This window comes from Lysinibacillus sp. BPa_S21 (genome assembly GCF_023337795.1).
In the GTDB taxonomy this organism is placed as follows: Bacteria; Bacillota; Bacilli; order Bacillales_A; family Planococcaceae; genus Lysinibacillus.
Genome location: NZ_JALIRS010000003.1, coordinates 465,771 through 488,812, shown reverse-complemented (window position 1 = coordinate 488,812; position 23,042 = coordinate 465,771). Strand labels below are relative to the sequence as shown.

Here is a 23,042-nt window from a genome sequence, read left to right as displayed (position 1 = left end):
TTTTAATGGATAGAGACTCTGTTTGCATGAATCTGTTATACAATGGTAAAATGAAATCTGAGACTATATAGGAAGTGAAAAAATTCATGGTAAACCTATTAAATAAATTATTTGATTTCAATAAACGTGAACTAAAAAAATTAGAAAAAATCGCTGACCAGGTTGAGGGATTCGCTTCCCAAATGGAACAGCTTTCAGATGATCAATTACAAGCGAAAACAGAAGAATTTAAACAGCGCTATGCCGATGGAGAGAGTTTAGAGTCGATTCGTGCGGAAGCTTTTGCCGTTTGTCGAGAAGGGTCTAAACGTGTATTAGAGATGTACCCATTCCGTGTTCAAATTATGGGTGCTGCTGCATTAGATGAAGGTAATATCGCAGAGATGAAAACTGGTGAAGGTAAAACGTTAACGGCTACGATGGCTGTTTACTTAAATGCTATTACTGGTAAAGGCGTACATGTTGTCACAGTCAACGAGTATTTAGCGAGTCGTGATGCTGAGGAAATGGGGCATTTGTATAATTTCTTAGGCTTAACGGTTGGTTTAAACTTGAATAGTTTATCGAAAGAAGAAAAACGTGCAGCTTATGAAGCGGATATTACGTATAGTACAAACAATGAGCTTGGCTTTGACTATTTACGTGATAATATGGTGCTTTATAAAGAGGAACGTGTACAACGTCCGTTACATTTTGCGGTCATCGATGAGGTTGACTCGATTTTAATTGATGAAGCGCGTACGCCATTAATTATTTCGGGACAGGCTGGGAAATCAGCGCAGCTTTATAAACAGTCTAATGCGTTTGTTCGTATGTTAAGTGCGGAAACGGATTACACATATGAAGAGTCGACAAAGGGTGTAACGTTGACAGATGCTGGTGTTGAAAAAGCGGAGAAAGCATTTGGCATTGATAACCTATTTGATTTAACGCATGTACGTCTAAACCATGCAATTAACCAATCGCTAAAGGCACATGTCAGTATGCATAATGATGTTGATTATGTTGTACAAGAGGGCGAAATCGTTATTGTTGATAGCTTTACAGGTCGTTTAATGAAAGGTCGCCGCTACTCAGATGGTCTACATCAGGCAATCGAGGCTAAAGAGGGCGTAGAGATTCAAAATGAATCGATGACAATGGCGACAATTACGTTCCAAAACTACTTCCGTATGTATCAAAAGCTTTCGGGTATGACAGGTACAGCGAAAACAGAGGAAGAAGAATTCCGTAATATTTATAATATGAGTGTTGTGGCGATTCCAACGAATAAGCCGATTGCTCGTGATGACCGTCCGGACTTAATTTTTGCTTCGATGGAAGGAAAATATAAAGCGGTGGCGGCAGATATTGCAGAGCGCCATCTAGCAGGACAACCTGTTCTTGTTGGTACTGTTGCCATTGAAACGTCTGAAATAATTTCAAAATTATTAGATAAACATAAAATTCCACATAACGTCTTAAACGCGAAAAACCATGAGCGCGAAGCTGAAATTATTGCGAATGCTGGTACGAAAGGTGCCGTAACAATCGCGACGAACATGGCTGGTCGTGGTACGGACATTAAACCTGGAGAAGGTGTTTTGGAGCTTGGCGGTTTAGCTGTCATTGGTACAGAGCGTCATGAATCTCGTCGTATTGATAATCAGCTACGTGGTCGTTCTGGTCGTCAAGGGAACCCAGGGATTACGCAATTCTATCTGTCACTAGAAGATGAATTAATGCGTCGTTTTGGCTCCGATAATATGAAGAACATGATGATGAAATTGGGAATGGATGATTCACAGCCATTACAATCAAAAGTTGTTTCAAGAGCAGTGGAGTCAGCTCAAAAACGTGTTGAAGGTAATAACTTCGACGCTCGTAAACGTTTATTACAATATGATGATGTGTTACGTCAGCAACGTGAGATTATTTATCAAGAGCGTTATGACGTATTAGAAACAGAAAACATGCGTGTCCTCGTTGAGTCGATGATTCAAGAAACGATCGACAACGTTGTTGCATTGTATACGCAAGGTGAGCAAAAAGATTGGCACTTAAAAGCAATTGATGACTATGTATCAGCAAACTTATTAGATGAAGGCGTTCTGAAGGTGGAAGATTTCCAAGGTAAATCTGCAGAAGAGATTAACCAATTAATTTCGAACGCTGTCCAAGTACGTTATGATGAAAAAGAAGAACAGCTTACATCAGAGCGTATGCGTGAATTCGAAAAGGTTATTTTACTACGTTCAATTGATACGAAGTGGATTGACCATATTGATGCGATGGATCAGCTACGTCAAGGTATCCATCTTCGTGCCTATGGTCAAAATGACCCGCTTCGTGAGTATCAACAAGAAGGCTTCGCTATGTTTGAAGATATGGTTGCTTCCATTCGCGAAGATGTAGCAAAATATGCGATGAAGGCAGAGATTCATAATAATTTAGAGCGTGAGGAAGTTGCAAAAGGTCAAGCAGTTAATCCGAAAGAGGATGGCGAATCCGCTCCGAAAAAGAAACCTGTCCGTAAAGCTGAAAATATCGGACGTAATGATTTATGTCCATGTGGCAGCGGTAAGAAATTTAAAAACTGCCATGGTGCAGCACAATAAGTGTATGATGACGGAAAAGATCATTTTAACAGTATGTTAAAATGATCTTTTTTTATGTTTTAGGATAATTGCTAGTCAGTCAGCGGGAGAGTGAAGCGAATTTTCAATCAGAGATAAAATAGATTTAAATATTCGAAAATTCAGATAAAAGATACAAAATACTACAACAATAGGTAAAAAGTTCAATGAAAAGGGTAATGTTTATAACTTTTTTCTAATTTATTATAAATTTTATAGTAGTCAAAAAGGTCTGATAGGAGTGATGCATGTGTGTGAAATAAAACCCCCGAGAACCTTCTCGGGGAAATGCATTGGAGTATATCAATATATTTCTTAGTGAATAAAAGGGGGATTGACATGCATAGTGATGACATTATGAGTAGTGAAACGATGCTGTATATACCGGAGTTTGATGCCCAAGGAAATCTGTATACACGTGTAATAGAAAGGCATTACGAATATGTATCAAAATTAGCACCGACAAAATTAATAGATTATAATCTCCGGTATTTTGGTTCAAGCTTAAGAGGGGCTTTCGATGGCTCGAGGATGATACTAGGGAAGCTGAATCAGAATCCAATCGTTGTTCATGAACAAAGTAGTATTATATGGTTTCCAAGTAAATCATATGTAAGACCCGAATGTAAATGGTTTGCCGTTCATCATATTAAGGATTACCAAGCAGTCGATAAAAAGAATACAAAAGTAACTTTTTTGAACGGCTATGAAGATTGTGTGGATTTAAGTATCAGATCATTTGAAAATAGAGTCCAAAGAGCGTTTTTACTAAAATATAAGCTGGAGAAACGAACAAAGAATTTGCTAGTTCAATTTGATCAAGGGAAAGTATTCCAACGAGTGGCGAACAACGTTATTTTTGAAGATGAAGCTGAAAAAGGTTGAAATGAAGTCTGTATTGTAAAAAAGTATGTTTTCCGCCGTAAAAACGTTATAATAAAGAGATCGGGGCTTGAAGGAATCGGATTTTTAAACTTCTATCATCGGTTTGCCCCACTAATAATGTTCGGAGGATTTAACAATGATTGAATTAGCAGATGTACGTAACGCGTTAGACACTTCAGCCAAAAAATTGGCGGATTTTAGGGGGTCTCTTTGACTTAGAAAACAAAGAGGCACGTATTCAGGAATTAGATGAAATGATGCTTGAGCCAGGCTTTTGGGATGATCAGCAAGGGGCACAGGTCATCATTAATGAGAGTAATGGCTTAAAGGCAATTGTGAACGAGTATAACGATTTATTGGAAACATACGAGAATCTAGATATGACGCTAGAGCTATTGCGAGAAGAGCCCGATGAAGAATTGCAGGAGGAGCTAGGCAATGAATTAGTAGAATTCCAGCAAAAAATGGGTAATTTTGAGCTGCAATTACTATTAAGCGGTCCATACGATCAAAATAATGCGATTTTAGAGCTACACCCAGGAGCAGGTGGGACGGAATCTCAGGATTGGGGCTCAATGCTGCTACGTATGTACACACGCTGGGCGGAAAAACGTGGCTTTAAAGTCGAGACAGTGGATTATCTTCCGGGCGATGAAGCGGGGATTAAATCTGTCACATTGTCCATTAAGGGGCATAATGCTTACGGCTATTTGCAAGCAGAAAAAGGTGTTCATCGTTTAGTACGTATTTCACCGTTTGACTCTTCAGGTCGTCGTCATACGTCTTTCGTTTCTTGTGATGTTATGCCTGAATTCGATGACAATATTGAAATTGATATTCGTACAGAGGATTTAAAAATTGATACGTATCGTGCAACAGGTGCAGGTGGTCAGCATATTAATACGACAGATTCAGCTGTTCGTATTACGCACGTCCCTACTGGTACAGTCGTACAATGTCAGGCAGAACGTTCGCAAATTAAAAACCGAGAAAAAGCCATGACGATGTTAAAAGGGAAACTCTATCAATTAGAGATTGAAAAGCAGCAGGCGCAGCTTGATGAAATCCGTGGTGAACAGAAGGAAATCGGCTGGGGCTCACAAATTCGTTCATATGTATTCCACCCATATTCAATGGTGAAGGATCATCGTACAAATGAAGAAACAGGTAATGTAGGAGCGGTGATGGATGGTGATGTAGATCCATTCATTCATGCCTATTTACGTTCAAAAATCGGTTAATGTAATCCCCTCAGAAAGCACAGCTAAAATGTGCTTTTGAGGGGGTTTTTTTATGATTCTACATCAATTATTATAACTCGGCATTATTGCGTCCGGAATCGGGTTTGTGCTTAGGCCTTCAAATGTTTTTTGCGCGACAGCAACACGTTTTTATCTGTGCGAAAGCGACAGCAACAACAACAACAAAAACAGCATGATGCAGGCCAGTTAGCTGTTATTGCATGTGATGCTTTTAGGCGAATATCCTTATGAACGCCTTGCCAATTCCGTGACATCCGTCGAAGGCATTACGCCTTTAAGAAGTTAAAAAGGTGGAGGAAAAGGCGTGTCTTGACTAAGCTGCTTACGCTCATTCATGTAATGCTTATAAAGCATCGATGCATTGACAAATTGCTTACTAATCGAAGCATATTGAATAGGCAGTTCAATCTGTTTACCATTTGTCAATGTAACGATACAGCCCATTTTACTTGGTACAATATTTGAAATGGCGTGAAGTCCGATCCAAATATTGTGGATAGAGTTTGGTGAATACGTTGGTAGGAAAATACAAGGATAACCATAATCAAAAGCAACAACAATTGGAAGCTTATGTTGATTACCGAAAAAGCGTTTGGCAGAATGTTTTGCAGCTTCATAGGTTGTTCCTAGTGAAACACAAGATTTTCGTAATATATGCATTGGTTTCCTTGTGACGATCAGTTCATTATGCTTATCAATTACCCGTGTGAAAATTTTTGAGTCATACTGAACCGGCTGAAGTAAATAGGTGTTGAAAGACATTAAATATCCATTGACGTAGTTTGCTGACATCTATGTAAGCCTCCTTTTTCTATTTGTTAAGTGAAGTGTAAAACATAAAATAAAATTCAGAAAATATAAATAAATTCAGAAAACCATTGATATATCAAGTAATTGCATAGAGGAATTGTTTGAAATTGCACAAGATTAATAGTAAATCGAAATGATTTTCAGTTCTTAAGCATTGCATTTTAATTTCAATTTTCTTATAATTTAGAAAAGGATCGAGGTGAGATCGTTGGATAAATATTATTCGTATACAGATTTTCTAAAAGCCGTTGGTCAGTCAAAGAAAGTTGATGAGGCAGAGAAATTATTAAACGAGATTTATTTAGATTTATTTTTAAATCATATCCAGCGTATGCATCGTGAAGAGCAGCTCATGGTTCTGATAGATAGAGCACTCGATGAAAAAGATGAAAAGGCATTTCATCTATACGCAGCCGAACTAGTAGATTTACACCAAGATGCAAGTGAATAATATGACGAGCCCGCTCTCTGTTATTGGAGAGTGGGATTTTTTTGCTAATTTGTGCTAGCTGATCATATCTAGCAGTAACCCGATCAATTTATCACCCAAGCTGATCATATCTAGCAGCAACCCGATCAATTTATCACCAAGCTGATCATATCTAGCGGTAACCTGATCATTTCCCCATTGATTCAATCAAATCCCCTCTATGTTATGCATTTACATTCGCCCATCTCGATTAGCTAACATTTGGAAAGGGTAATCTATTTATAGATAGGCTGTAATTAAACATTTCGGTACATATGTTCTGTCTGAATCATCTTAAATATAGCAAACGGAAAAACTTTTACAAACATTCGTTCGTTAAATGTTCGAAATTTTAATAATGCTATGCTAAAATATATGTACAAATTGGAAGGAAAGGGCGGGGACATGTGTGCAAACATTTGATTTACAAGCGCCATATCAGCCTAATGGGGATCAGCCACAGGCAATTGCGGAATTAGTAGAGGGTGTACGTGCGGGGAAACGTCATCAAACATTGCTTGGTGCAACAGGAACAGGGAAAACGTTTACGATTTCTAATGTCATTAAACAGGTAAAAAAACCGACACTTATTATGGCACACAATAAAACACTTGCGGGTCAATTATATAGTGAGTTTAAAGAGTTCTTCCCTAATAATGCAGTTGAATACTTTGTTAGCTACTATGATTACTATCAGCCAGAGGCATATGTACCGCAGACGGATACTTATATCGAAAAGGATTCAAGCATTAATGATGAAATTGATAAGTTACGTCACTCTGCAACATCTGCATTATTCGAGCGTGATGATGTCATTATTATTGCATCCGTGTCCTGTATATATGGTTTAGGTTCTCCAGAAGAATATCGTGAAATGGTCGTATCGGTTCGTACTGGAATGGAAATTGAACGCAATGAGTTGCTTAGAAAGTTGGTCGATGTACAGTATGAGCGTAATGATGTAAGTTTTACACGTGGGACGTTTCGAGTACGTGGTGATGTTGTGGAAATTTTCCCGGCATCTCGTGATGAGCATTGTATTCGCGTTGAATTTTTTGGGGACGAGATCGATCGAATTCGCGAGGTGGATGCGCTAACGGGTGAAATATTAGCAGATCGTGAACATATAGCTATTTTCCCAGCATCCCACTTCGTTACGCGAGAAGAAAAAATGCGAAAAGCCATTGAAAATATTGAAAAAGAGTTGGAGGAGCGTTTAGCTCTTTTACGTGCAGAGGATAAATTATTGGAGGCACAGCGGTTAGAGCAACGTACTCGCTATGATTTAGAAATGATGAGTGAAATGGGCTTTTGTTCAGGTATTGAAAACTATTCACGTCATTTGACATTGCGTGAAGCAGGAGCAACACCGTATACGTTACTTGACTACTTCCCTGATGATTTCTTACTTGTTGTTGACGAAAGTCACGTGACATTGCCACAGGTTCGAGGAATGTATAATGGTGACCAAGCACGTAAAGGTATGTTAGTAGAGCATGGATTCCGTTTACCATCAGCACTTGATAACCGACCTTTACGTTTTGAAGAGTTTGAGAAACATATTCATCAAGCTATTTATGTTTCTGCTACACCTGGCCCGTATGAGCTTGAGCATTCTCCAGAGATGGTACAGCAAATTATTCGTCCAACTGGATTGCTAGATCCACAAATTGACGTACGTCCAATAGAAGGTCAAATTGATGATTTAATCGATGAGATTCAAGGTCGTATTGCTCGTAATGAACGAGTGCTTGTGACAACATTGACGAAAAAAATGTCAGAGGATTTATCTGCTTATTTAAAAGAAATGGGCTTAAAGGTCGAGTACTTGCATTCAGAGATTAAGACATTAGAGCGAATTGAAATTATTCGTGAGCTGCGTAAAGGTACGTATGATGTGCTAATCGGCATTAACTTATTGCGAGAAGGACTAGATATACCTGAGGTTTCCCTTGTAGCAATTTTAGATGCTGACAAGGAAGGATTTTTACGTTCAGAGCGTTCATTAATTCAAACGATCGGACGTGCCGCACGTAATGCCAATGGTCATGTCATTATGTACGCAGATAATATGACGGATTCGATGAAAAAGGCGATTGAGGAAACGAAGCGTCGTCGAACATTGCAAATGGCTTATAACGAAGAACATGGCATTACACCGAAAACGATTGTGAAGAAAATTCCTGATGTGATTCGTGCGACACAGGTGGCAGAGGAAGAAGAGTCTTATGTCACGAAGGCAACAAAAGGTAAGAAGCTGACAAAGGCGGAAAGAGAGCAGTTACTCGCTTCTCTAGAAGTAGAAATGAAGGAAGCAGCAAAAGCACTCGATTTCGAACGTGCTGCTGAGCTGCGCGATACAATATTTGAATTGAAGGTAGAAGGGTGAATGGCTTGTGAAAAATACTGAAATCGTCGTGCAAGGCGCACGAGCACATAATTTAAAAAATATCAATGTCACAATTCCACGCGATCAATTAGTCGTGCTAACAGGTTTATCGGGCTCAGGGAAATCATCATTAGCGTTCGATACGATTTATGCCGAGGGGCAACGTCGATATGTAGAATCTCTTTCAGCCTATGCCCGTCAATTCCTTGGTCAAATGGATAAACCAGACGTCGATGCGATAGAGGGATTATCCCCTGCTATTTCAATCGATCAAAAAACGACGAGCCGTAACCCGCGTTCGACAGTTGGGACAGTAACGGAAATCTATGATTATTTACGTTTGCTCTATGCGCGCATTGGGAAGCCTATATGTCCGAATCATGGTATTGAAATTACCTCCCAAACGATTGAGCAAATGGTCGATCGTTTACTATCTTATCCGGAAAGAACGAAAATGCAGTTGCTTGCTCCAATGGTATCAGGACGTAAGGGAACACATGTTAAGCTACTGGAAGATTTAAAAAAGCAAGGATTTGTCCGTGTACGTATCGACGGTGAACTGCGTGATTTAGATGATGCCATTGAACTTGATAAAAACAAAAAGCATTCAATTGAAGTAGTGGTCGATCGTGTTGTGATGAAGGAAGGTGTTGCGGCACGTTTGAGTGATTCCTTAGAGACAGCATTACGTTTGGCAGATGGGCGTGTACTTGTTGATGTCATGGAGCATGAGGAATTATTATTTAGTGAGCACCATGCTTGCCCATTATGTGGATTTTCAATCGGTGAGCTGGAGCCACGCATGTTTTCATTCAATAGTCCATTTGGAGCTTGTCCAAGCTGTGATGGTTTAGGCTCGACACAAGAGGTCGATCTTGACCTAGTAGTGCCTGATTGGGATCGTAGTTTATTAGAGCATGCGATCGCACCGTGGGAGCCAACAAGTTCACAGTATTATCCACAATTATTAAAGGCTGTGTGCGATCATTATGAAATCCCGATGGACGTCCCAGTAAAGGATCTTCCGAAAGAAAAGATGGATAAAATTTTATATGGTTCAGGGAAAGATAAAATCCACTTCCATTATGAAAATGAGTTTGGCAATGTGCGAGATCAAATGATTGAATTCGAAGGTGTTGTACGTAATGTAGAACGTCGTTTTAAGGACACAACGTCTGATTATGTGCGTGAACAAATGGAAAAATATATGGCGCAGCAAGCATGTCCATCTTGTAAAGGCTATCGCTTAAAGCCTGAAACATTAGCTGTAAAACTAGCAGATAAGCATATTGGTGAAGTTACACAGTATTCGATTCAGGACGCTGATACATTTTTCAAAGAGCTGGATTTATCAGAAAAGGATATGAAAATTGCTCGACTTGTGTTACGCGAAATTGAAGAGCGACTGGGTTTCCTTGTCAATGTTGGGTTAGATTATTTAACGTTAAGTCGAGCGGCAGGAACATTGTCAGGGGGAGAAGCTCAACGGATTCGTCTTGCGACACAAATTGGCTCACGCTTAACAGGTGTCCTCTACATTTTAGATGAGCCTTCAATTGGCTTGCACCAACGGGATAATGATCGTCTTATTAGTACGCTGCAAAATATGCGTGATATCGGCAATACGCTGATTGTTGTCGAACACGATGAAGATACAATGCTAGCGGCAGATTATCTCATTGATGTTGGTCCTGGTGCAGGTGTGCATGGTGGTCAAATTGTAGCGGCAGGAACACCGCAGGAAGTCATGGAAAATGAAAAGTCTTTAACGGGGCAATATTTGAGTGGCAAGAAGTTTATTCCCCTGCCAATTGAGCGCCGCAAACCGAATGGGCGCAAATTGTCGATTAAAGGTGCCAAGGAAAATAATCTTAGAAATGTGAAGGTTGATGTACCGCTTGGTTTATTCGTTGCGGTTACAGGGGTTTCGGGGTCAGGCAAATCAACGCTAATTAATGAAATTTTATATAAGTCATTAGCTCAAAAGCTTAATCGTTCAAAGGTGAAGCCTGGCGAACATAAAGAAGTAACGGGCATTGAGGAGCTAGAAAAGGTCATTGATATTGACCAATCACCAATCGGTCGGACACCTCGCTCAAATCCTGCTACGTATACAGGCGTTTTTGATGATATTCGAGATGTTTTTGCAGCAACAAATGAAGCAAAGGTACGCGGCTATAAAAAAGGTCGCTTTAGCTTCAACGTTAAGGGAGGCCGCTGTGAGGCTTGTCGTGGTGACGGTATTATAAAAATTGAAATGCATTTCCTACCAGATGTTTACGTACCATGTGAAGTCTGTCATGGGAAGCGTTATAACCGTGAAACACTTGAAGTGAAATATAAAGATAAGAGCATTGCAGATATTTTAGATATGACGATCGAAAATGCAGTTGTATTTTTCGAAAATATACCGAAAATCCAGCGTAAGTTACAAACGATCGTGGATGTAGGTTTAGGCTATATGAAATTAGGACAACCTGCCACAACTTTATCTGGTGGTGAGGCACAGCGTGTCAAATTAGCCTCAGAATTACACCGTCGTTCAACAGGTAAATCATTCTATATTTTAGATGAACCGACAACCGGTTTACATGCACATGATATTGCACGCCTACTCGTTGTTTTACAACGTCTTGTAGAAAACGGCGATTCAGTACTAGTCATCGAACATAATTTAGATGTCATCAAGACAGCAGACTACATTATCGATTTAGGACCAGAAGGCGGAGACAAAGGTGGTACGATTGTGGCGACAGGTACACCAGAAGAAGTCGCTGAAGCCAGTGGCTCTTATACAGGTAAATACTTAAAGCCAATATTAACAAGAGATCGTGCGCGTATGGAAGCTGCTTTGGCCAAGGCTACTCAATAAAATGAAACTTTAATCAGTGGGGATGTTTCCCCACTGATTATTTTGTGTGACCAGCAGGTGGATGTCGATAAAACTCAAAAGTTGGGTGATAAAACGTGAAAGTTGGTCGATAAAACTCAAAAGTTGGGTGATAAATCATAAAAGTTAGTCGATAAAACTCAAAAGTTGGGCGATAATACTTAAAAGTGTTCCGATAAAACTCAAAAGTTGGATGACATTACGTTAAAACGTATTTCATGTGGATAGGTTGATTGGAGTGGAGGCTGGGCGACTCCTTGGGGATCAGCAAAAGAGGAACGAAGGCTAAAAGCATCACATCCTGTGATAACGCCTTCGTGACCAACATCCTGTTGGCCCGAGACCCTGGAGCGCAGCGAAGCGGCTCATCGGACGCCCCCAGGAAGCTCTGCTCTGCGCGAAAGCGAAGCGTCAGCGGCAAAGCGCCCAGCCGGAACGGAAATCAACCCCACGTTAAATGAGCCTAAAAAAAAGATATATTCCCAATTTCTCATTTTTTGGTGAAACTTTTCACAATATGTTTCGTATAAATAATATAACGAACTGAGGGAGGCTATTTTAATTATGCAAAATGAACGTCAACGAATTTTAGAACTTGTGGAAAAAGGAACGATTTCAGCGCAAGAGGCGATTACATTATTAGAAGCATTAGAGCAACCTAGCAAGTCCACTCAAAATGTTATGAATGATGTGTCAAACGAGGGCCAACATTCCCCAACAGAAAAAGAGTCAGTATTTAAAGATAAAAATGACAAAGACGAACAACCGCAAAAAGATGAGGATTTCTCTAAATACGTCCAAGAAGAAATGCGAGATTTCCGTAAAGATTTAACACAAATTGGTTCACTCTTTATGGATATGATGAATACAGCGGTAAAAAAGGTCAAAGAATTTGATGTAACTTCCCCATTTGGTGATAAATTCGAGTTTACACATACGGAAGAAGTTGCAGCTGAGCATATAGAAAAAGTAATTGTTGAATTACCGAATGGCAATTTTGCAGTCGAAACGGCTGAAGGAGATAGCTTCCAAGTCATTTGCAAAGTAAAGGCACCACTTATCAATGATAGCGAAGAAGAAACGCGTGCGAACTTCCTAGAGCAATTCGTTGTGAAGGAAGATGGAGATTCACTACGAATTTTAAGTCAACTTAAGCTTGTTCAAGCAAATGTTAAAGTACTTGTTCCAAAGGATAAATTAGAAAAGTTATCAGTACGTTTAATGAATGGTAGTGTAACTTTACAAGATACGGATTTCGAGCAATTAAAAGTAAAGACATTAAACGGTGCGATTAAAGGCTCTAAATTTAACTTTGGAAAGGCAGAAGTGGATTCATCTAATGGATCGATTGAATTAACAAATGTTCGTGGTAAAGATTTAGAGGCTGAAACAATGAATGGCCGTGTTTATTTAGATGGCGCATTGGATGAAGTTGAAGCAAAATCGGTTAATGGACATGTTGTTGTTACAACTTGCTCAACTAATTCATCGAAAATCAAAGCACAAACGGTCGCAGGAGCTGTTGAATTGTATGTGCCACGTACAATATCGTTAAGCGGTAAAATTGTTACGAATTTTGGTAAAGTAGATGTTGGTATACAAGATGCCTCAAAGATTGAATCGCAAGATCAATTTTTATCAAAAGTAGTACGTTTTGATAAAGAAGTAGAGAATGCTAATCGTCTATTTATCGAAGGTGAATCTAAAACAGGTGCAGTTTTAGTACGCTATACAACAACTGACGAACAGCATGTTTAAGTACAAAAAGCATTCAGGCTATGCGCACTAGCATAGCATTGAATGCTTTTTTGCTGTTTAAAAACGTTAGAAAGGCAGAAATCGACTTTCCTCAAATGGCATCGAATTCTGTTTTTTTGTATGTCGAAATTATAATACTTTTATGGCAATCTGATAACGAAATAACAGGAACTACCATGTAATGAAATGAAACTGTAATAATAAAGGGAGAAATTGAATGCTATAATAGGTAACGAAATACCTCTTACAGGGTAAGAGATTTAGGTGGTTTAGATATGATAGAAATGAAAAATGTGACAAAGAAGTACCCAAATGGCGTTGTTGCGACAAATGGGCTTTCCGTTAACATAAAGCAAGGTGAATTTGTTTATGTTGTAGGTCCCAGTGGTGCAGGTAAATCTACATTCATTAAATTAATGTACCGTGAGGAAAAAGCTACTTCTGGAGAAATTACTGTTAATGGTATAAATTTAGCTGAATTGAAAAATAAAAAAGTGCCTTATTTACGTCGTCAAATTGGCGTTGTTTTCCAAGATTTCAAGCTGCTACCTCGTTTGAGTGTTTATGAAAACGTAGCGTTTGCACTAGAGGTAATCGAGGAAGACCCAATAGAAATTCGCCGTCGTGTAATGGAAGTTTTAGAGCTTGTGGGACTGAAGCAAAAGGCAAGAATGTTCCCTAATGAACTTTCAGGTGGCGAACAGCAGCGTGTGTCGATTGCACGATCTATTGTGAATGTGCCGAAAGTCGTTATTGCGGATGAACCTACTGGGAATCTGGATCCTGAGACATCTTGGGACATTATGAATTTATTCGAAGAAATTAATGCAAGAGGGACAACTATTGTGATGGCCACTCATAACCGCGAAATCGTCAATACGATTCGTCGTCGAGTAATTGCAATTGAAGGCGGAATGATTGTCCGTGATGAGCACGGAGGTGACTACGGCTATGAAATTTAATACATTAAAACGTCACTTCCGAGAAAGTTTTAAGTCCCTTGGCCGTAATAGCTGGATGACTATTGCCTCAGTAAGTGCAGTTACAGTTACATTAATATTAGTAGGCGTATTCGCGCTTATTATGATGAATTTAAATAAAGTCGCATCTGATTTAGAGAACGATGTTGAAATTAAAGTGTTAATTGATGAAACAGCGGACAAAGCTGCTGAAAAAGCGCTCATGGAAAAAATCAAGAAATTGCCAGATGTCGAAGAGATGAACTTTTCGACAAAGGAAAATGAATTAACGAAATTAGTAAAAGACTTTGGGGACGATTTTAAGTTATTTGAGCAAAGTAACCCATTACGTAATGTTATTTATGTGAAGGCTTCTGATCCTCAGCAAACAGCTACTGTTGCTAAAAAAATTGATAAATTTGAGTATACACATGAAGTTATGTATGGTGAAGGCAAAGTAGAAAAGCTGTTTAATTTCATAAATATTAGCCGTAACGTAGGGATAGTTCTTATTTTAGGATTATTATTTACAGCGATCTTCTTAATTTCTAACACGATTCGAATTACTATTATTGCACGTCGTGATGAAATAGAAATTATGAAGCTTGTCGGAGCAACGAATTCATTCGTGCGTATCCCATTTTTATTAGAAGGAATGTGGCTCGGAATTTTAGGTTCTATTATTCCGATTGCGGTCATCGCAACCCTTTACCACAATGTATATAAAATTATTGCGCCTCGATTAAAAGGCGAACTTGTTCAAGTGCTTGATTTCTCACCTCTTGTGTACGAAGTAAGCGGTCTACTATTACTCATCGGTGTATTAATCGGAATTTGGGGAAGTTTCATGTCAGTACGTAAGTTCTTAAAAATTTAGCTTTCGTTTATGACAATCAACCAAAAAACAGTCGAAAAGGAGTTCAATCGGTGAAAAGTATGGCGAAACACTCAATGAAAACACTTGCTGCAGCATCTGCACTATTTCTTTTTATCCAAACTCCATCAGCGTATGCAACTAGTTTATCGGATTTAAAAGATGAAAAAAAACAAATTGAATCAAAGAAAAATGGCTTAAACTCATCCATCAATAATAAATCAAATGCTATTTCTGAGAATGATAATAAGCAACAAAAATTATTAGATCAAATTAAAACACTAAATGCCGAAATTGACAAAACGAATAATAATATTAAAGATGTATGGACAGAAATTCAATCTACAAATAAAGATATAAAAGCGCTAGAAGATTCAATTAATGAGCTTCTGAAAAAAATTGAAGAGCGTGATTTATTGTTAGAGGAGCGTGCTCGTGCCATTCAAGCGGGTGGTTCCGTTAGCTATTTAGACGTATTGCTTGGTTCTAATAGCTTCGTAGATTTTATTGATAGATTCTCTGCGGTAAATACATTGCTTGAAGCGGATCGACAAATTATCCGCGACCAAAAAGAAGACAAGAAAAAATTAGAGGAACAAAAACAAGTCTTAGAAGGAAAACGCCAAAAGCTTGAAGCTAAAAAAGCTGAGCTTGATCGTTTAAAAGCGTCATTGGGTGGACAGAAAACTGAGAAAAACAAATTAATTGATCAATTAGAAAAAGAACAAGAAAAGCTGAAATCAGAAAAAGTATTGCTTGAGAAAGAATATTCTGAGGCGCTTGAGATCAGTTCTGAATTACAACAAAAAATCATTAATGAGCAAAATCGTTTAGCTGAAATTGCTCGTCAAGAAGAAGCGAAACGTAAAGCAGCTGCAGCCAAGGCCGCAGCCGCAGCCAAGGCATCTAATTCAAGTAACAAGGGTGGGGGATCTGCTGGGTCTGCTGGATCTGGGTCTTCAACAGTCACTGCTCCACCATCGAGTGGTACTTGGGTTAAACCAACAAATGGTCGTTTAACATCGACTTATGGCTGGCGTGAATTTGGCGGTTCAGAGTTCCATTATGGTATTGATCTTGCCAATAGTATTGGTACTCCAGTTTGGGCAGCCGCTGACGGTGTTGTTTCATATGCTGCACCACTTAGCACGTATGGTAATTGTGTCATCGTTACACATTCTATCAACGGTCAAATCTATACGACAGTGTATGCACACTTAAGTTCCTTTAACGTTGGTGTTGGCACGGTAGTATCCCAAGGTCAACAAATTGCTGCCATGGGTAATACAGGACGTGTAACAGGACCACACTTACACTTTGAAGTGCACATCGGTCCTTGGAGAGGACAAGCTGTCGGAAGCGACAATCCATTAAAATATATTCCAATCTAAAAATTGTGCAAGCTATACATTAGGATTTTTCTAATGTATAGCTTTTTTTATATTTCTGTGTAAATTGAAAGCGACGGATAAAACTACACTGGAATACCTTGTAGGGTATTTCAATAAAATTGCTCATAAAAAGTCTATTTTTTGATGTTTCAGGGAGATTTTTTGAACACAGTGTAAAATGGCGGTTCCTAGAAAGATTATATGCTATGCTGAACCTATCTTTTCTTGTGGAGGATTTATTAGTTGAATAATACAGAATGGTTCTCTATTCGGACATTAACATTACCGGCAACAGCTGTTGCTCTTCTTGTGGCATTTTTCATTGTATGGCTAGTTTTACGGGTGCAATTTACGAAGAGGTGGGCGGAGGTATATGGGGACGTCGTTTTTACCTTTATTCTCGTTTGGAAATTCAGCATAATTATTACTGATTTTAAAGCTGTTATCGCTCAACCATTTGTGCTCCTTTATTTCAATGGTGGAACAATTGGTGTCTTTTTAGGAACAATCGCAGCATCGCTACAGCTTTGGCGGAAGAACAAAAAAAATCGGTTTGACGCAACTGGAATTACTGCCTGTACTTGGGCGATCATTTTAACGCAATCGATCTATCAATGGCTTGTGGTGTTATTAAATGATAATCAAACAAGTAGCGAATGGATTACTTTAATTGTGCTAAGTACAGTAACAATCCTCATACTATGGAAAATAACAGTGATCAAACGTGCTTTATTTTTATATACGATTGGTCTAATGATTGTTGCCTTCTTTCAGCCACATGGTTTTTGGCAACCGGCTGTTGGGGTGAGCGTCCTATTACTTATAGTAGGTATAGTAATACAGCATTTTGCTGACGTAACTAAATTATTCGGAGGTAAGGAATGAAAAAAAATATTGGACTACTTATCGTCGTGTTATTAGTAGTCGCGATGATTGGTACATATGTTAAACAGCAGATTGATAAGGATCGTGAAATCGAAGCAGCTTCTTTAGGAAAAGAAATGGAAGAGCGAAAAGTTGGATTGAAAAATGGAGATACGCCACCGGATTTTACGTTAACAAGTTTGGATGGCGAAGACATGACCTTGAGTGATTTTCGTGGAAAAAAAGTCGTGTTAAATTTTTGGGCAACCTATTGTCCACCATGTAAAGCTGAAATGCCACATATGCAAAATTATTATGAACAATATGCTAAAAAAGATAATGTAGAAATAATAGCTGTCAATTTAACAACGTCTGAACGAGATGTTACAGAGGACGCAAAAATAGATTCTGTCATGACATTTAGAGATAGTTTCGATTTAACATTTCCTATTTTACTCGATCAGAAAGGCACAGTAGGCTTCGATTATCAAATATTAGTCATTCCTACAACCTATTTTATTGATTCAAATGGATATATTCAACGTGCTATTAAAGGGCCGATGAATGTAGAAATGTTAAAAAGCTATGTAGATGCATTAGACTAACCAAATCATAAATTTCGAAGAATCTGCTCGTTTTCTGGAAGAAACGAAGCAGATTTTTTTATGTAAATATTTCCTTACATATTAGTACCCGCGAGTTGTGAATGAATACCCGCGGAAGGAAGGAAAATACCCGCGAATGAGGACAGAATACCCGCGGAAGGAAGGAAAATACCCGCGAATGTTGATAGAATACCCGCGGAAGGAAGGGAAATACCCGCGAATGTTGATAGAATACCCGCGGAAGGAAGGGAAATACCCGCGACTGTTGATAGAATGCTCACGCAAGGAAGATAAATACTTGTGAATCGCAATAGAATACTCGCGAAACAAAAATCATAGTATTCAACAAATTATTTGAAGCTGAATCTTGTATGTTTGAAAAATAAGATTCATACAGTAAAGAGACGGAGGAGGGAAGGTTTGCGCAAAATAATGGCTGGTTTCGGCGTACTTGCCAGTAGTCTATTGCTAGGTAGTGGGATTTATTTTGACTGGTTTCATTTAGGGGATAAAAAGGAGCCGGTTGTTGCTGAGGTTGATTCGATTAATGAAGCGTTGAATTTAATTGAGAAAAAATCTGTATACAGTACGAAAAAGGATGTTTTAGTGGAGGGCGCGCTTCGTGGTATGGCAGATGCTATTAAGGACCCTTACAGCACCTATTATTCGAAGGAAGAGGCAGAACAACACCGACAAATGTTGGCCGAGGAAAGAGTGGGCATTGGGATCGAGCTAACTGAAAATAACGGGAAATTTATTGTTGTGTCTCCTGTCCGTTCGTCCCCAGCAGATAAAGCAGGAATGCGCTCTCTTGATGAAATTGTACAAGTTGATGGTGTTCGGGTAGATGGTAAAAAGATGAGTGAATTAATGCAATTAATTCAAGGAGAAAAGGGAACGAAAGTAACGATTGTCGTCTATCGTCCAAGTGAAGATAAACATATTAAAATGACGATGGAACGAGCAGCAATTTCCAATAAAACCGTAACGAGCGAAGTAGTGAATGTAGAAAATACGCCGATAGGTTATGTAGAAATCTCACTTTTTGGTGAGAAAACGGCGAATGAGTGGGTTGCCGAAACGAGTAAGTTGCTTCGGAAAGATGTAAAGGGGATCGTCATCGATGTGCGGGATAATCCAGGTGGTTATTTACATAGCGTCGCAGCGCTACTGAGCACAGTATTAGAGAATGGCAAAGTGTTTGCCTATATGCAAAATGCTGAAGGTGCTATGGAACCGTTAAAAACGGAATCAAAAAGCTTTGATGAAAAATATTTGCAAACGATGTACAAAATGCCGATTGTTGTTTTACAGAATGCGGGCAGTGCATCTGCTAGTGAAGTATTGAGTGGTGCTTTAAAAAGCTGGGGACGTGCTTCCCTTGTGGGTGTCAAGAGTTTTGGGAAGGGAACAGTGCAGGAGTCTTGGTCTCTGAAAAATGGTGGGGAGCTTAAATTGTCCACAAATAAATGGCTGACACCAAAGCGCGAATGGATTCATGGGCAAGGTATTGAGGCTAATTTAGTCGTTGAACCGAATGAACTATTCGCTTTCCAAATGCATCCGTTATCTGGAAAGTTTAAAGCGGGCGATATGAGTGAGGAAATTGCTTATACACAAAATGCTTTGAAAAAGCTAGGCTATAAAATTGCTCGTTTAGACGGTTATTTGGATGAATCGACGGAGGAGGCTGTTAAGCTTTATCGTGAAGATAAGAAATTGAAAAAGGCAGAAGGTGATTTTAATATAGACACTACCTTCTTTAACAGCTTAAATGAAACGTTGAAAAAATATAAAGAGGATCGTCAAAATGATTTACAGTTCCAAATGGCGACAAGCTTTTTGTTGCACAATATTGAAGAATAAATACTATTTTTTTGTACAGAGGAAGAGGCTTCTAATGGTTCATCTACACAGCTGAGCAACCATTTCATTTAACATAACACCCGCTGAATACGATAAAAAAGGAAGAATAGCAGCTTTCTACTAGATTGTACTACGCAAGAGTGTAGTCGTTTGATACAATAAATTCATAGTATTCAAGATAGAATGGCGGGTGTTCGTATGGTTAGTGATATATTAATAGAAATTGTAACAGCGATTGGCCGCTTTTTAATTAACCCATTATTGTATATCGCAATTTTATTTGCGGTTTTATTAGGTTATCGTCGTGTAAAGCAGGAGCGGAAATTTTTTAATAGACGTATTGTTTGGGGTTGGACAGAGCTAATTGTTCAATGGAAATATGGTTGGTTAAATGCCCTACTTATTTCATTAATAAGTGTTGGTTTAGGTTTAACTGTACCAAAAACTTTTTTAATGATTTTAATCGTTATTTCTGTGTTGGCGCTATTATTGTTCTTCATCAATGCGCTGTCACCTATTTATACGATGGGGCTTGCGACGCTAGCTATGTGGTTGATGTACCATTATAATTGGACATTTTCTTGGTGGAAAATTTCGTTAGAAGGTGTCAATTTATTAGATGGTTCCATTATAACGATTACGATTTTAGCAGGTCTAGGTGTGATTGCTGAGGCTATGTTCATTCGTCGAACAGCCATGAGGGTCACGACACCGGGGATTGAAAAGACGAAGAGAGGTATGCAGGCAATTGTCTATCGTTCAAGAAATGTATGGGTTTTGCCTATTTTCTTTGTCATACCTGGGGATGTTATACCGGTAGATTTCCCTTATTGGCCACAATTTACATTGGGGGAGAGTAACTTTGCACTCGTACTATTTCCACTTGTTTTAGGCTTTTCAAAGCTTTCTAGAAAAGAATTACCGGCTTTGCAATTGCCTAAAATTGGCCGAGCAGTACTCATACTGGGGCAGTTCATTTTAATAGGTGGACTTGCTGCAGCTTTGGAGCCATTTATCGGCTTTATCACGTTGGCAATTGGTGCGGTGATTCGTATCATTATTTCAATCTACTATGCGTTGCAAGATAAAACGGACATTTATGCGGTTGCTCCTAGTTCAAAGGGAGCTATTATTGCGGCAGTTTTACCTGATTCACCAGCCGAAAAAATGGGCTTGCTAGCAGGTGAATGTATTCGTAAAGTAAACGGTCAGGCCATTTTTACTGAAAATGATTTATACGAGGCTTTGCAATTAAATGCTGCACATTGTCGTCTAGAAGTAGTAGATCGTAACAATGAAATTCGCTTAACCCAGCATGTTATCTATAGCAATGATCATTATCGTATTGGATTATTACTAGCTGAGCAGAGGGATATATGATGGATGTTTTCGGGAAAATGATGTTAGCGTTATTTTTACCAGCATTACTCGTATTATTGTTTACTAGAATTACGTTTAACCGGTATGTTGCTTTCATATTGGCAATTGCGCTTATTGCGGCATCTGTTTATGCGGGATACACTTCACCACCTATTATATTCGTCATCGATGCTTTTTCATTAACAGTAGGCTTTTGGCTAGCCAGTAAAATGAAAAAAAACAAAGGTACAGTTTAAGTTACTATAAAAGGTCAGTCAAAAAGTGATAGTTTTCTCACTTTTACGACTGACCTTTTTACATGAAAAATCTTACGGCTGCCATAATGATAACCCCTGCTACAACTGTAATAGATAAGCTTTTGGTCACAAGTGCAATAATAAGTGTTGGCACAAATGTAATAAATACAGGCCAATCGAGTGAAACAATTTTTCCGCTTTCAGTATCCAGTAAGTTTTCAATTACCAGAGCACTCAAAATACAAACTGGGATAAAGCTTAGCCATTTTAAGACAACCTCTGGTAGTTTGACATTTCGGACGAATATAAACGGAATAATACGTGGTAGCCAGGTAACAAGTGCACAGCCAATGATGAGCCATACCATAGTAGCGGACGTCGTCATTTATCTGTCACCACCCCTATAGTTGCTACAATAACTGTTGAAAGAAGAACAGCCACATGCGAAGGCACGATATAAGAAAGACCATACATAATGACAACCATATAGCCGATTAACATAAGATAATGCATTATTTTATTTTTACCTATACTGCTAAGCTGAAGAACAAGAAGTGCCACAAACATAGCAATCAATGCGAAATCTAAGCCCCATTTCTCAGGAGTTGCTACCCATTGACCTAAATATGCGCCAGTTACACAAGAAAGAATCCAAAATGAATAAGCCGTTATATTCAGGCCATCCATCCATTTGCCATGCAGCTTACCCGTTTGCATTTGCTTTGTAACTGCCACACCAAATGTTTCGTCGGTTAATAACGTACCGAAACCAACATTTCTTAGCATGGAGTAGCGTGTGAAATGAGGGGCTATTGTTAAACTCATTAGTAAATGGCGTAAATTTACAACAAAAATGGTTACAATAATAGCAGAAGCAGGGCTATTTGTTAAAAGAAGTGCACAAAAGATAAATTGTGCGGAACCTGCATAGATGAGTATCGTTAAAAGTGCTATTTCGAGTACAGATAAGCCCGAAGCGGAACCTACAACACCGAAAGCGAGTCCTATACTAATATAACCGAGTAAAGTGGGAATACAATCTTTAACGCCTTGTAAAAAGCTATCATCTGGCGTGTTTACTATGTCCTTCTGAAAATCAGTTGTACTTGTCATAAATAGATCGTCCTTTCTTAAAAATTTCCATGTATACTAATGATGGAATAGTTTGATAGTTCTTGATGTTTATTAAAGTATACATATGTCTTATAAAATAAACAATAGAGATTGGTGAATTAATATGGAACAAATGAGTCGGAATTTAGCATTCCAATTAAAGAAGATCCGGCAGCAGCGCCATTTAAGCTTAGATGATGTTGCCAAGGCTACAGGAGTAAGTAAAGCGCAACTTGCACAAATTGAAAAAGGAGAGGCAAATCCTACAGTATCAACGATTTGGAAAATAGCTGCAGGAATGCGCACTTCATTTTCTTCGCTATTGCAAGCACCGACAGCACATTTCATGAAATATAGTAGTAAGGATGCACCACATGTAGATGAAGATGAAGGACGCTATCGTGTGTATTCCATTATTCCTTATAATCCCGAACGCGGCTGGGAGCTTTATAAGATTGAAATGGAGCCTGGTGCTTTTAGTAGGAGTGAGGCTCATACAGAAGGGGTAGAGGAAACCGTAACTGTCATCCAAGGACAAGCTACCATTTCTGCTGGGGAGATGCATGAATTCCTGGAAGAAGGGGATACACTAGTATTCTCAGGGCATCAGCCACATGAGTATAAAAATACTTCGGAAAAGCTAACGATTTTACATTTAATATTGCAATATAAATAG

The 23,042-nt window shown here is 38.8% G+C and carries 19 protein-coding genes; 16 read left to right on the top strand and 3 right to left on the bottom strand.

The genetic code is table 11. The features are described 5' to 3' along the window. The first annotated feature begins 86 nt into the window (after positions 1 to 86). The 3 genes from secA (at position 87) to prfB (ending at position 4,741) form a co-directional block, all read left to right on the top strand. The gene (gene secA / locus MOK21_RS08170) at positions 87 to 2,597 is read left to right on the top strand and encodes a preprotein translocase subunit SecA (RefSeq protein ID WP_249073437.1); all 2,511 of its coding nucleotides are present in this window, start codon (positions 87 to 89) and stop codon (positions 2,595 to 2,597) included. A gap of 357 nt (positions 2,598 to 2,954) precedes the next feature. Beyond that, positions 2,955 to 3,500 (top strand): competence protein ComK, encoded by a 546-nt coding sequence (locus MOK21_RS08165; protein WP_249073436.1) that lies wholly within the window; start codon positions 2,955 to 2,957, stop codon positions 3,498 to 3,500. Between the two features lie 136 nt (positions 3,501 to 3,636). Next, a protein-coding gene (gene prfB / locus MOK21_RS08160) for a peptide chain release factor 2 (protein WP_283164646.1) occupies positions 3,637 to 4,741 on the top strand; the annotation gives its coding sequence in 2 pieces (ribosomal slippage) (positions 3,637 to 3,711 and positions 3,713 to 4,741; 1,104 coding nt in all). Between the two features lie 303 nt (positions 4,742 to 5,044). On the opposite strand, the gene MOK21_RS08155 is transcribed toward prfB, so the two are convergent. Continuing rightward, the gene (locus MOK21_RS08155) at positions 5,045 to 5,554 is read right to left on the bottom strand and encodes a competence protein ComK (RefSeq protein ID WP_249073435.1); all 510 of its coding nucleotides are present in this window, start codon (positions 5,552 to 5,554) and stop codon (positions 5,045 to 5,047) included. A gap of 226 nt (positions 5,555 to 5,780) precedes the next feature. Here MOK21_RS08155 and MOK21_RS08150 point away from each other — a divergent pair, with 226 nt between their 5' ends. The 12 genes from MOK21_RS08150 to MOK21_RS08095 all read left to right on the top strand — a co-directional run bounded on the left by MOK21_RS08150 (position 5,781) and on the right by MOK21_RS08095 (position 21,253). Next, positions 5,781 to 6,023: an IDEAL domain-containing protein gene (locus MOK21_RS08150; RefSeq protein ID WP_249073434.1), complete on the top strand. Its 243-nt coding sequence runs from the start codon at positions 5,781 to 5,783 to the stop codon at positions 6,021 to 6,023. Between the two features lie 427 nt (positions 6,024 to 6,450). After that, on the top strand, positions 6,451 to 8,430 hold the full coding sequence (gene uvrB / locus MOK21_RS08145; RefSeq protein ID WP_249073433.1) for an excinuclease ABC subunit UvrB: 1,980 nt from the start codon (positions 6,451 to 6,453) through the stop codon (positions 8,428 to 8,430). A gap of 7 nt (positions 8,431 to 8,437) precedes the next feature. Beyond that, entirely contained in the window at positions 8,438 to 11,302 is a 2,865-nt protein-coding gene (uvrA, locus tag MOK21_RS08140) for an excinuclease ABC subunit UvrA (protein WP_249073432.1), read from the top strand. 582 nt (positions 11,303 to 11,884) lie between these two features. After that, positions 11,885 to 13,078 (top strand): DUF4097 family beta strand repeat-containing protein, encoded by a 1,194-nt coding sequence (locus MOK21_RS08135; RefSeq protein WP_249073431.1) that lies wholly within the window; start codon positions 11,885 to 11,887, stop codon positions 13,076 to 13,078. Between the two features lie 275 nt (positions 13,079 to 13,353). After that, entirely contained in the window at positions 13,354 to 14,040 is a 687-nt protein-coding gene (gene ftsE / locus MOK21_RS08130; RefSeq protein ID WP_249073430.1) for a cell division ATP-binding protein FtsE, read from the top strand. Continuing rightward, positions 14,030 to 14,914 carry a permease-like cell division protein FtsX gene (gene ftsX, locus MOK21_RS08125; protein WP_249073429.1) on the top strand — a complete coding sequence of 295 codons (885 nt, stop codon included), beginning with the start codon at positions 14,030 to 14,032 and terminating at the stop codon, positions 14,912 to 14,914. Before ftsE ends, ftsX begins: the two co-directional genes overlap by 11 nt. Positions 14,915 to 14,964: 50 nt before the next feature. Further along, positions 14,965 to 16,302 (top strand): murein hydrolase activator EnvC family protein, encoded by a 1,338-nt coding sequence (locus tag MOK21_RS08120; RefSeq protein WP_249073428.1) that lies wholly within the window; start codon positions 14,965 to 14,967, stop codon positions 16,300 to 16,302. A 243-nt stretch (positions 16,303 to 16,545) separates the two neighbouring features. After that, on the top strand, positions 16,546 to 17,187 hold the full coding sequence (locus MOK21_RS08115; RefSeq protein WP_249073427.1) for a hypothetical protein: 642 nt from the start codon (positions 16,546 to 16,548) through the stop codon (positions 17,185 to 17,187). Then, on the top strand, positions 17,184 to 17,771 hold the full coding sequence (locus tag MOK21_RS08110; protein WP_249073426.1) for a redoxin domain-containing protein: 588 nt from the start codon (positions 17,184 to 17,186) through the stop codon (positions 17,769 to 17,771). Before MOK21_RS08115 ends, MOK21_RS08110 begins: the two co-directional genes overlap by 4 nt. A gap of 420 nt (positions 17,772 to 18,191) precedes the next feature. After that, a complete protein-coding gene (locus MOK21_RS08105; protein ID WP_249073425.1) occupies positions 18,192 to 19,637 on the top strand; it encodes a S41 family peptidase in 1,446 nt (481 codons plus the stop codon). Positions 19,638 to 19,835: 198 nt separating this feature from the next. After that, positions 19,836 to 21,017 carry a PDZ domain-containing protein gene (locus tag MOK21_RS08100; protein WP_249073424.1) on the top strand — a complete coding sequence of 394 codons (1,182 nt, stop codon included), beginning with the start codon at positions 19,836 to 19,838 and terminating at the stop codon, positions 21,015 to 21,017. Further along, positions 21,017 to 21,253, top strand: a complete 237-nt coding sequence (locus MOK21_RS08095) for a DUF2198 family protein (protein WP_249073423.1) — start codon at positions 21,017 to 21,019, stop codon at positions 21,251 to 21,253. Before MOK21_RS08100 ends, MOK21_RS08095 begins: the two co-directional genes overlap by 1 nt. Before the next feature lie 58 nt (positions 21,254 to 21,311). On the opposite strand, the gene MOK21_RS08090 is transcribed toward MOK21_RS08095, so the two are convergent. Together MOK21_RS08090 and MOK21_RS08085 are read right to left on the bottom strand one after the other, a co-directional pair. After that, the gene (locus tag MOK21_RS08090) at positions 21,312 to 21,638 is read right to left on the bottom strand and encodes an AzlD domain-containing protein (protein WP_249073422.1); all 327 of its coding nucleotides are present in this window, start codon (positions 21,636 to 21,638) and stop codon (positions 21,312 to 21,314) included. Then, positions 21,635 to 22,366 carry an AzlC family ABC transporter permease gene (locus MOK21_RS08085; protein WP_249073421.1) on the bottom strand — a complete coding sequence of 244 codons (732 nt, stop codon included), beginning with the start codon at positions 22,364 to 22,366 and terminating at the stop codon, positions 21,635 to 21,637. Before MOK21_RS08085 ends, MOK21_RS08090 begins: the two co-directional genes overlap by 4 nt. 124 nt (positions 22,367 to 22,490) lie before the next feature. Here MOK21_RS08085 and MOK21_RS08080 point away from each other — a divergent pair, with 124 nt between their 5' ends. Beyond that, entirely contained in the window at positions 22,491 to 23,042 is a 552-nt protein-coding gene (locus MOK21_RS08080; protein WP_249073420.1) for a helix-turn-helix domain-containing protein, read from the top strand.

What these genes read in the sequence shown, in the direction of transcription:
- secA (WP_249073437.1), top strand. Translation starts at nt 87, where the DNA reads ATGGTAAACCTATTAAATAAATTATTTGATTTCAATAAACGTGAACTA.
- MOK21_RS08165 (WP_249073436.1), top strand. Translation starts at nt 2,955, where the DNA reads ATGCATAGTGATGACATTATGAGTAGTGAAACGATGCTGTATATACCG.
- MOK21_RS08155 (WP_249073435.1), bottom strand. Translation starts at nt 5,554, where the DNA reads ATGTCAGCAAACTACGTCAATGGATATTTAATGTCTTTCAACACCTAT.
- MOK21_RS08135 (WP_249073431.1), top strand. Translation starts at nt 11,885, where the DNA reads ATGCAAAATGAACGTCAACGAATTTTAGAACTTGTGGAAAAAGGAACG.
- ftsE (WP_249073430.1), top strand. Translation starts at nt 13,354, where the DNA reads ATGATAGAAATGAAAAATGTGACAAAGAAGTACCCAAATGGCGTTGTT.
- ftsX (WP_249073429.1), top strand. Translation starts at nt 14,030, where the DNA reads ATGAAATTTAATACATTAAAACGTCACTTCCGAGAAAGTTTTAAGTCC.
- MOK21_RS08110 (WP_249073426.1), top strand. Translation starts at nt 17,184, where the DNA reads ATGAAAAAAAATATTGGACTACTTATCGTCGTGTTATTAGTAGTCGCG.
- MOK21_RS08100 (WP_249073424.1), top strand. Translation starts at nt 19,836, where the DNA reads ATGGTTAGTGATATATTAATAGAAATTGTAACAGCGATTGGCCGCTTT.
- MOK21_RS08095 (WP_249073423.1), top strand. Translation starts at nt 21,017, where the DNA reads ATGGATGTTTTCGGGAAAATGATGTTAGCGTTATTTTTACCAGCATTA.
- MOK21_RS08090 (WP_249073422.1), bottom strand. Translation starts at nt 21,638, where the DNA reads ATGACGACGTCCGCTACTATGGTATGGCTCATCATTGGCTGTGCACTT.
- MOK21_RS08085 (WP_249073421.1), bottom strand. Translation starts at nt 22,366, where the DNA reads ATGACAAGTACAACTGATTTTCAGAAGGACATAGTAAACACGCCAGAT.
- MOK21_RS08080 (WP_249073420.1), top strand. Translation starts at nt 22,491, where the DNA reads ATGGAACAAATGAGTCGGAATTTAGCATTCCAATTAAAGAAGATCCGG.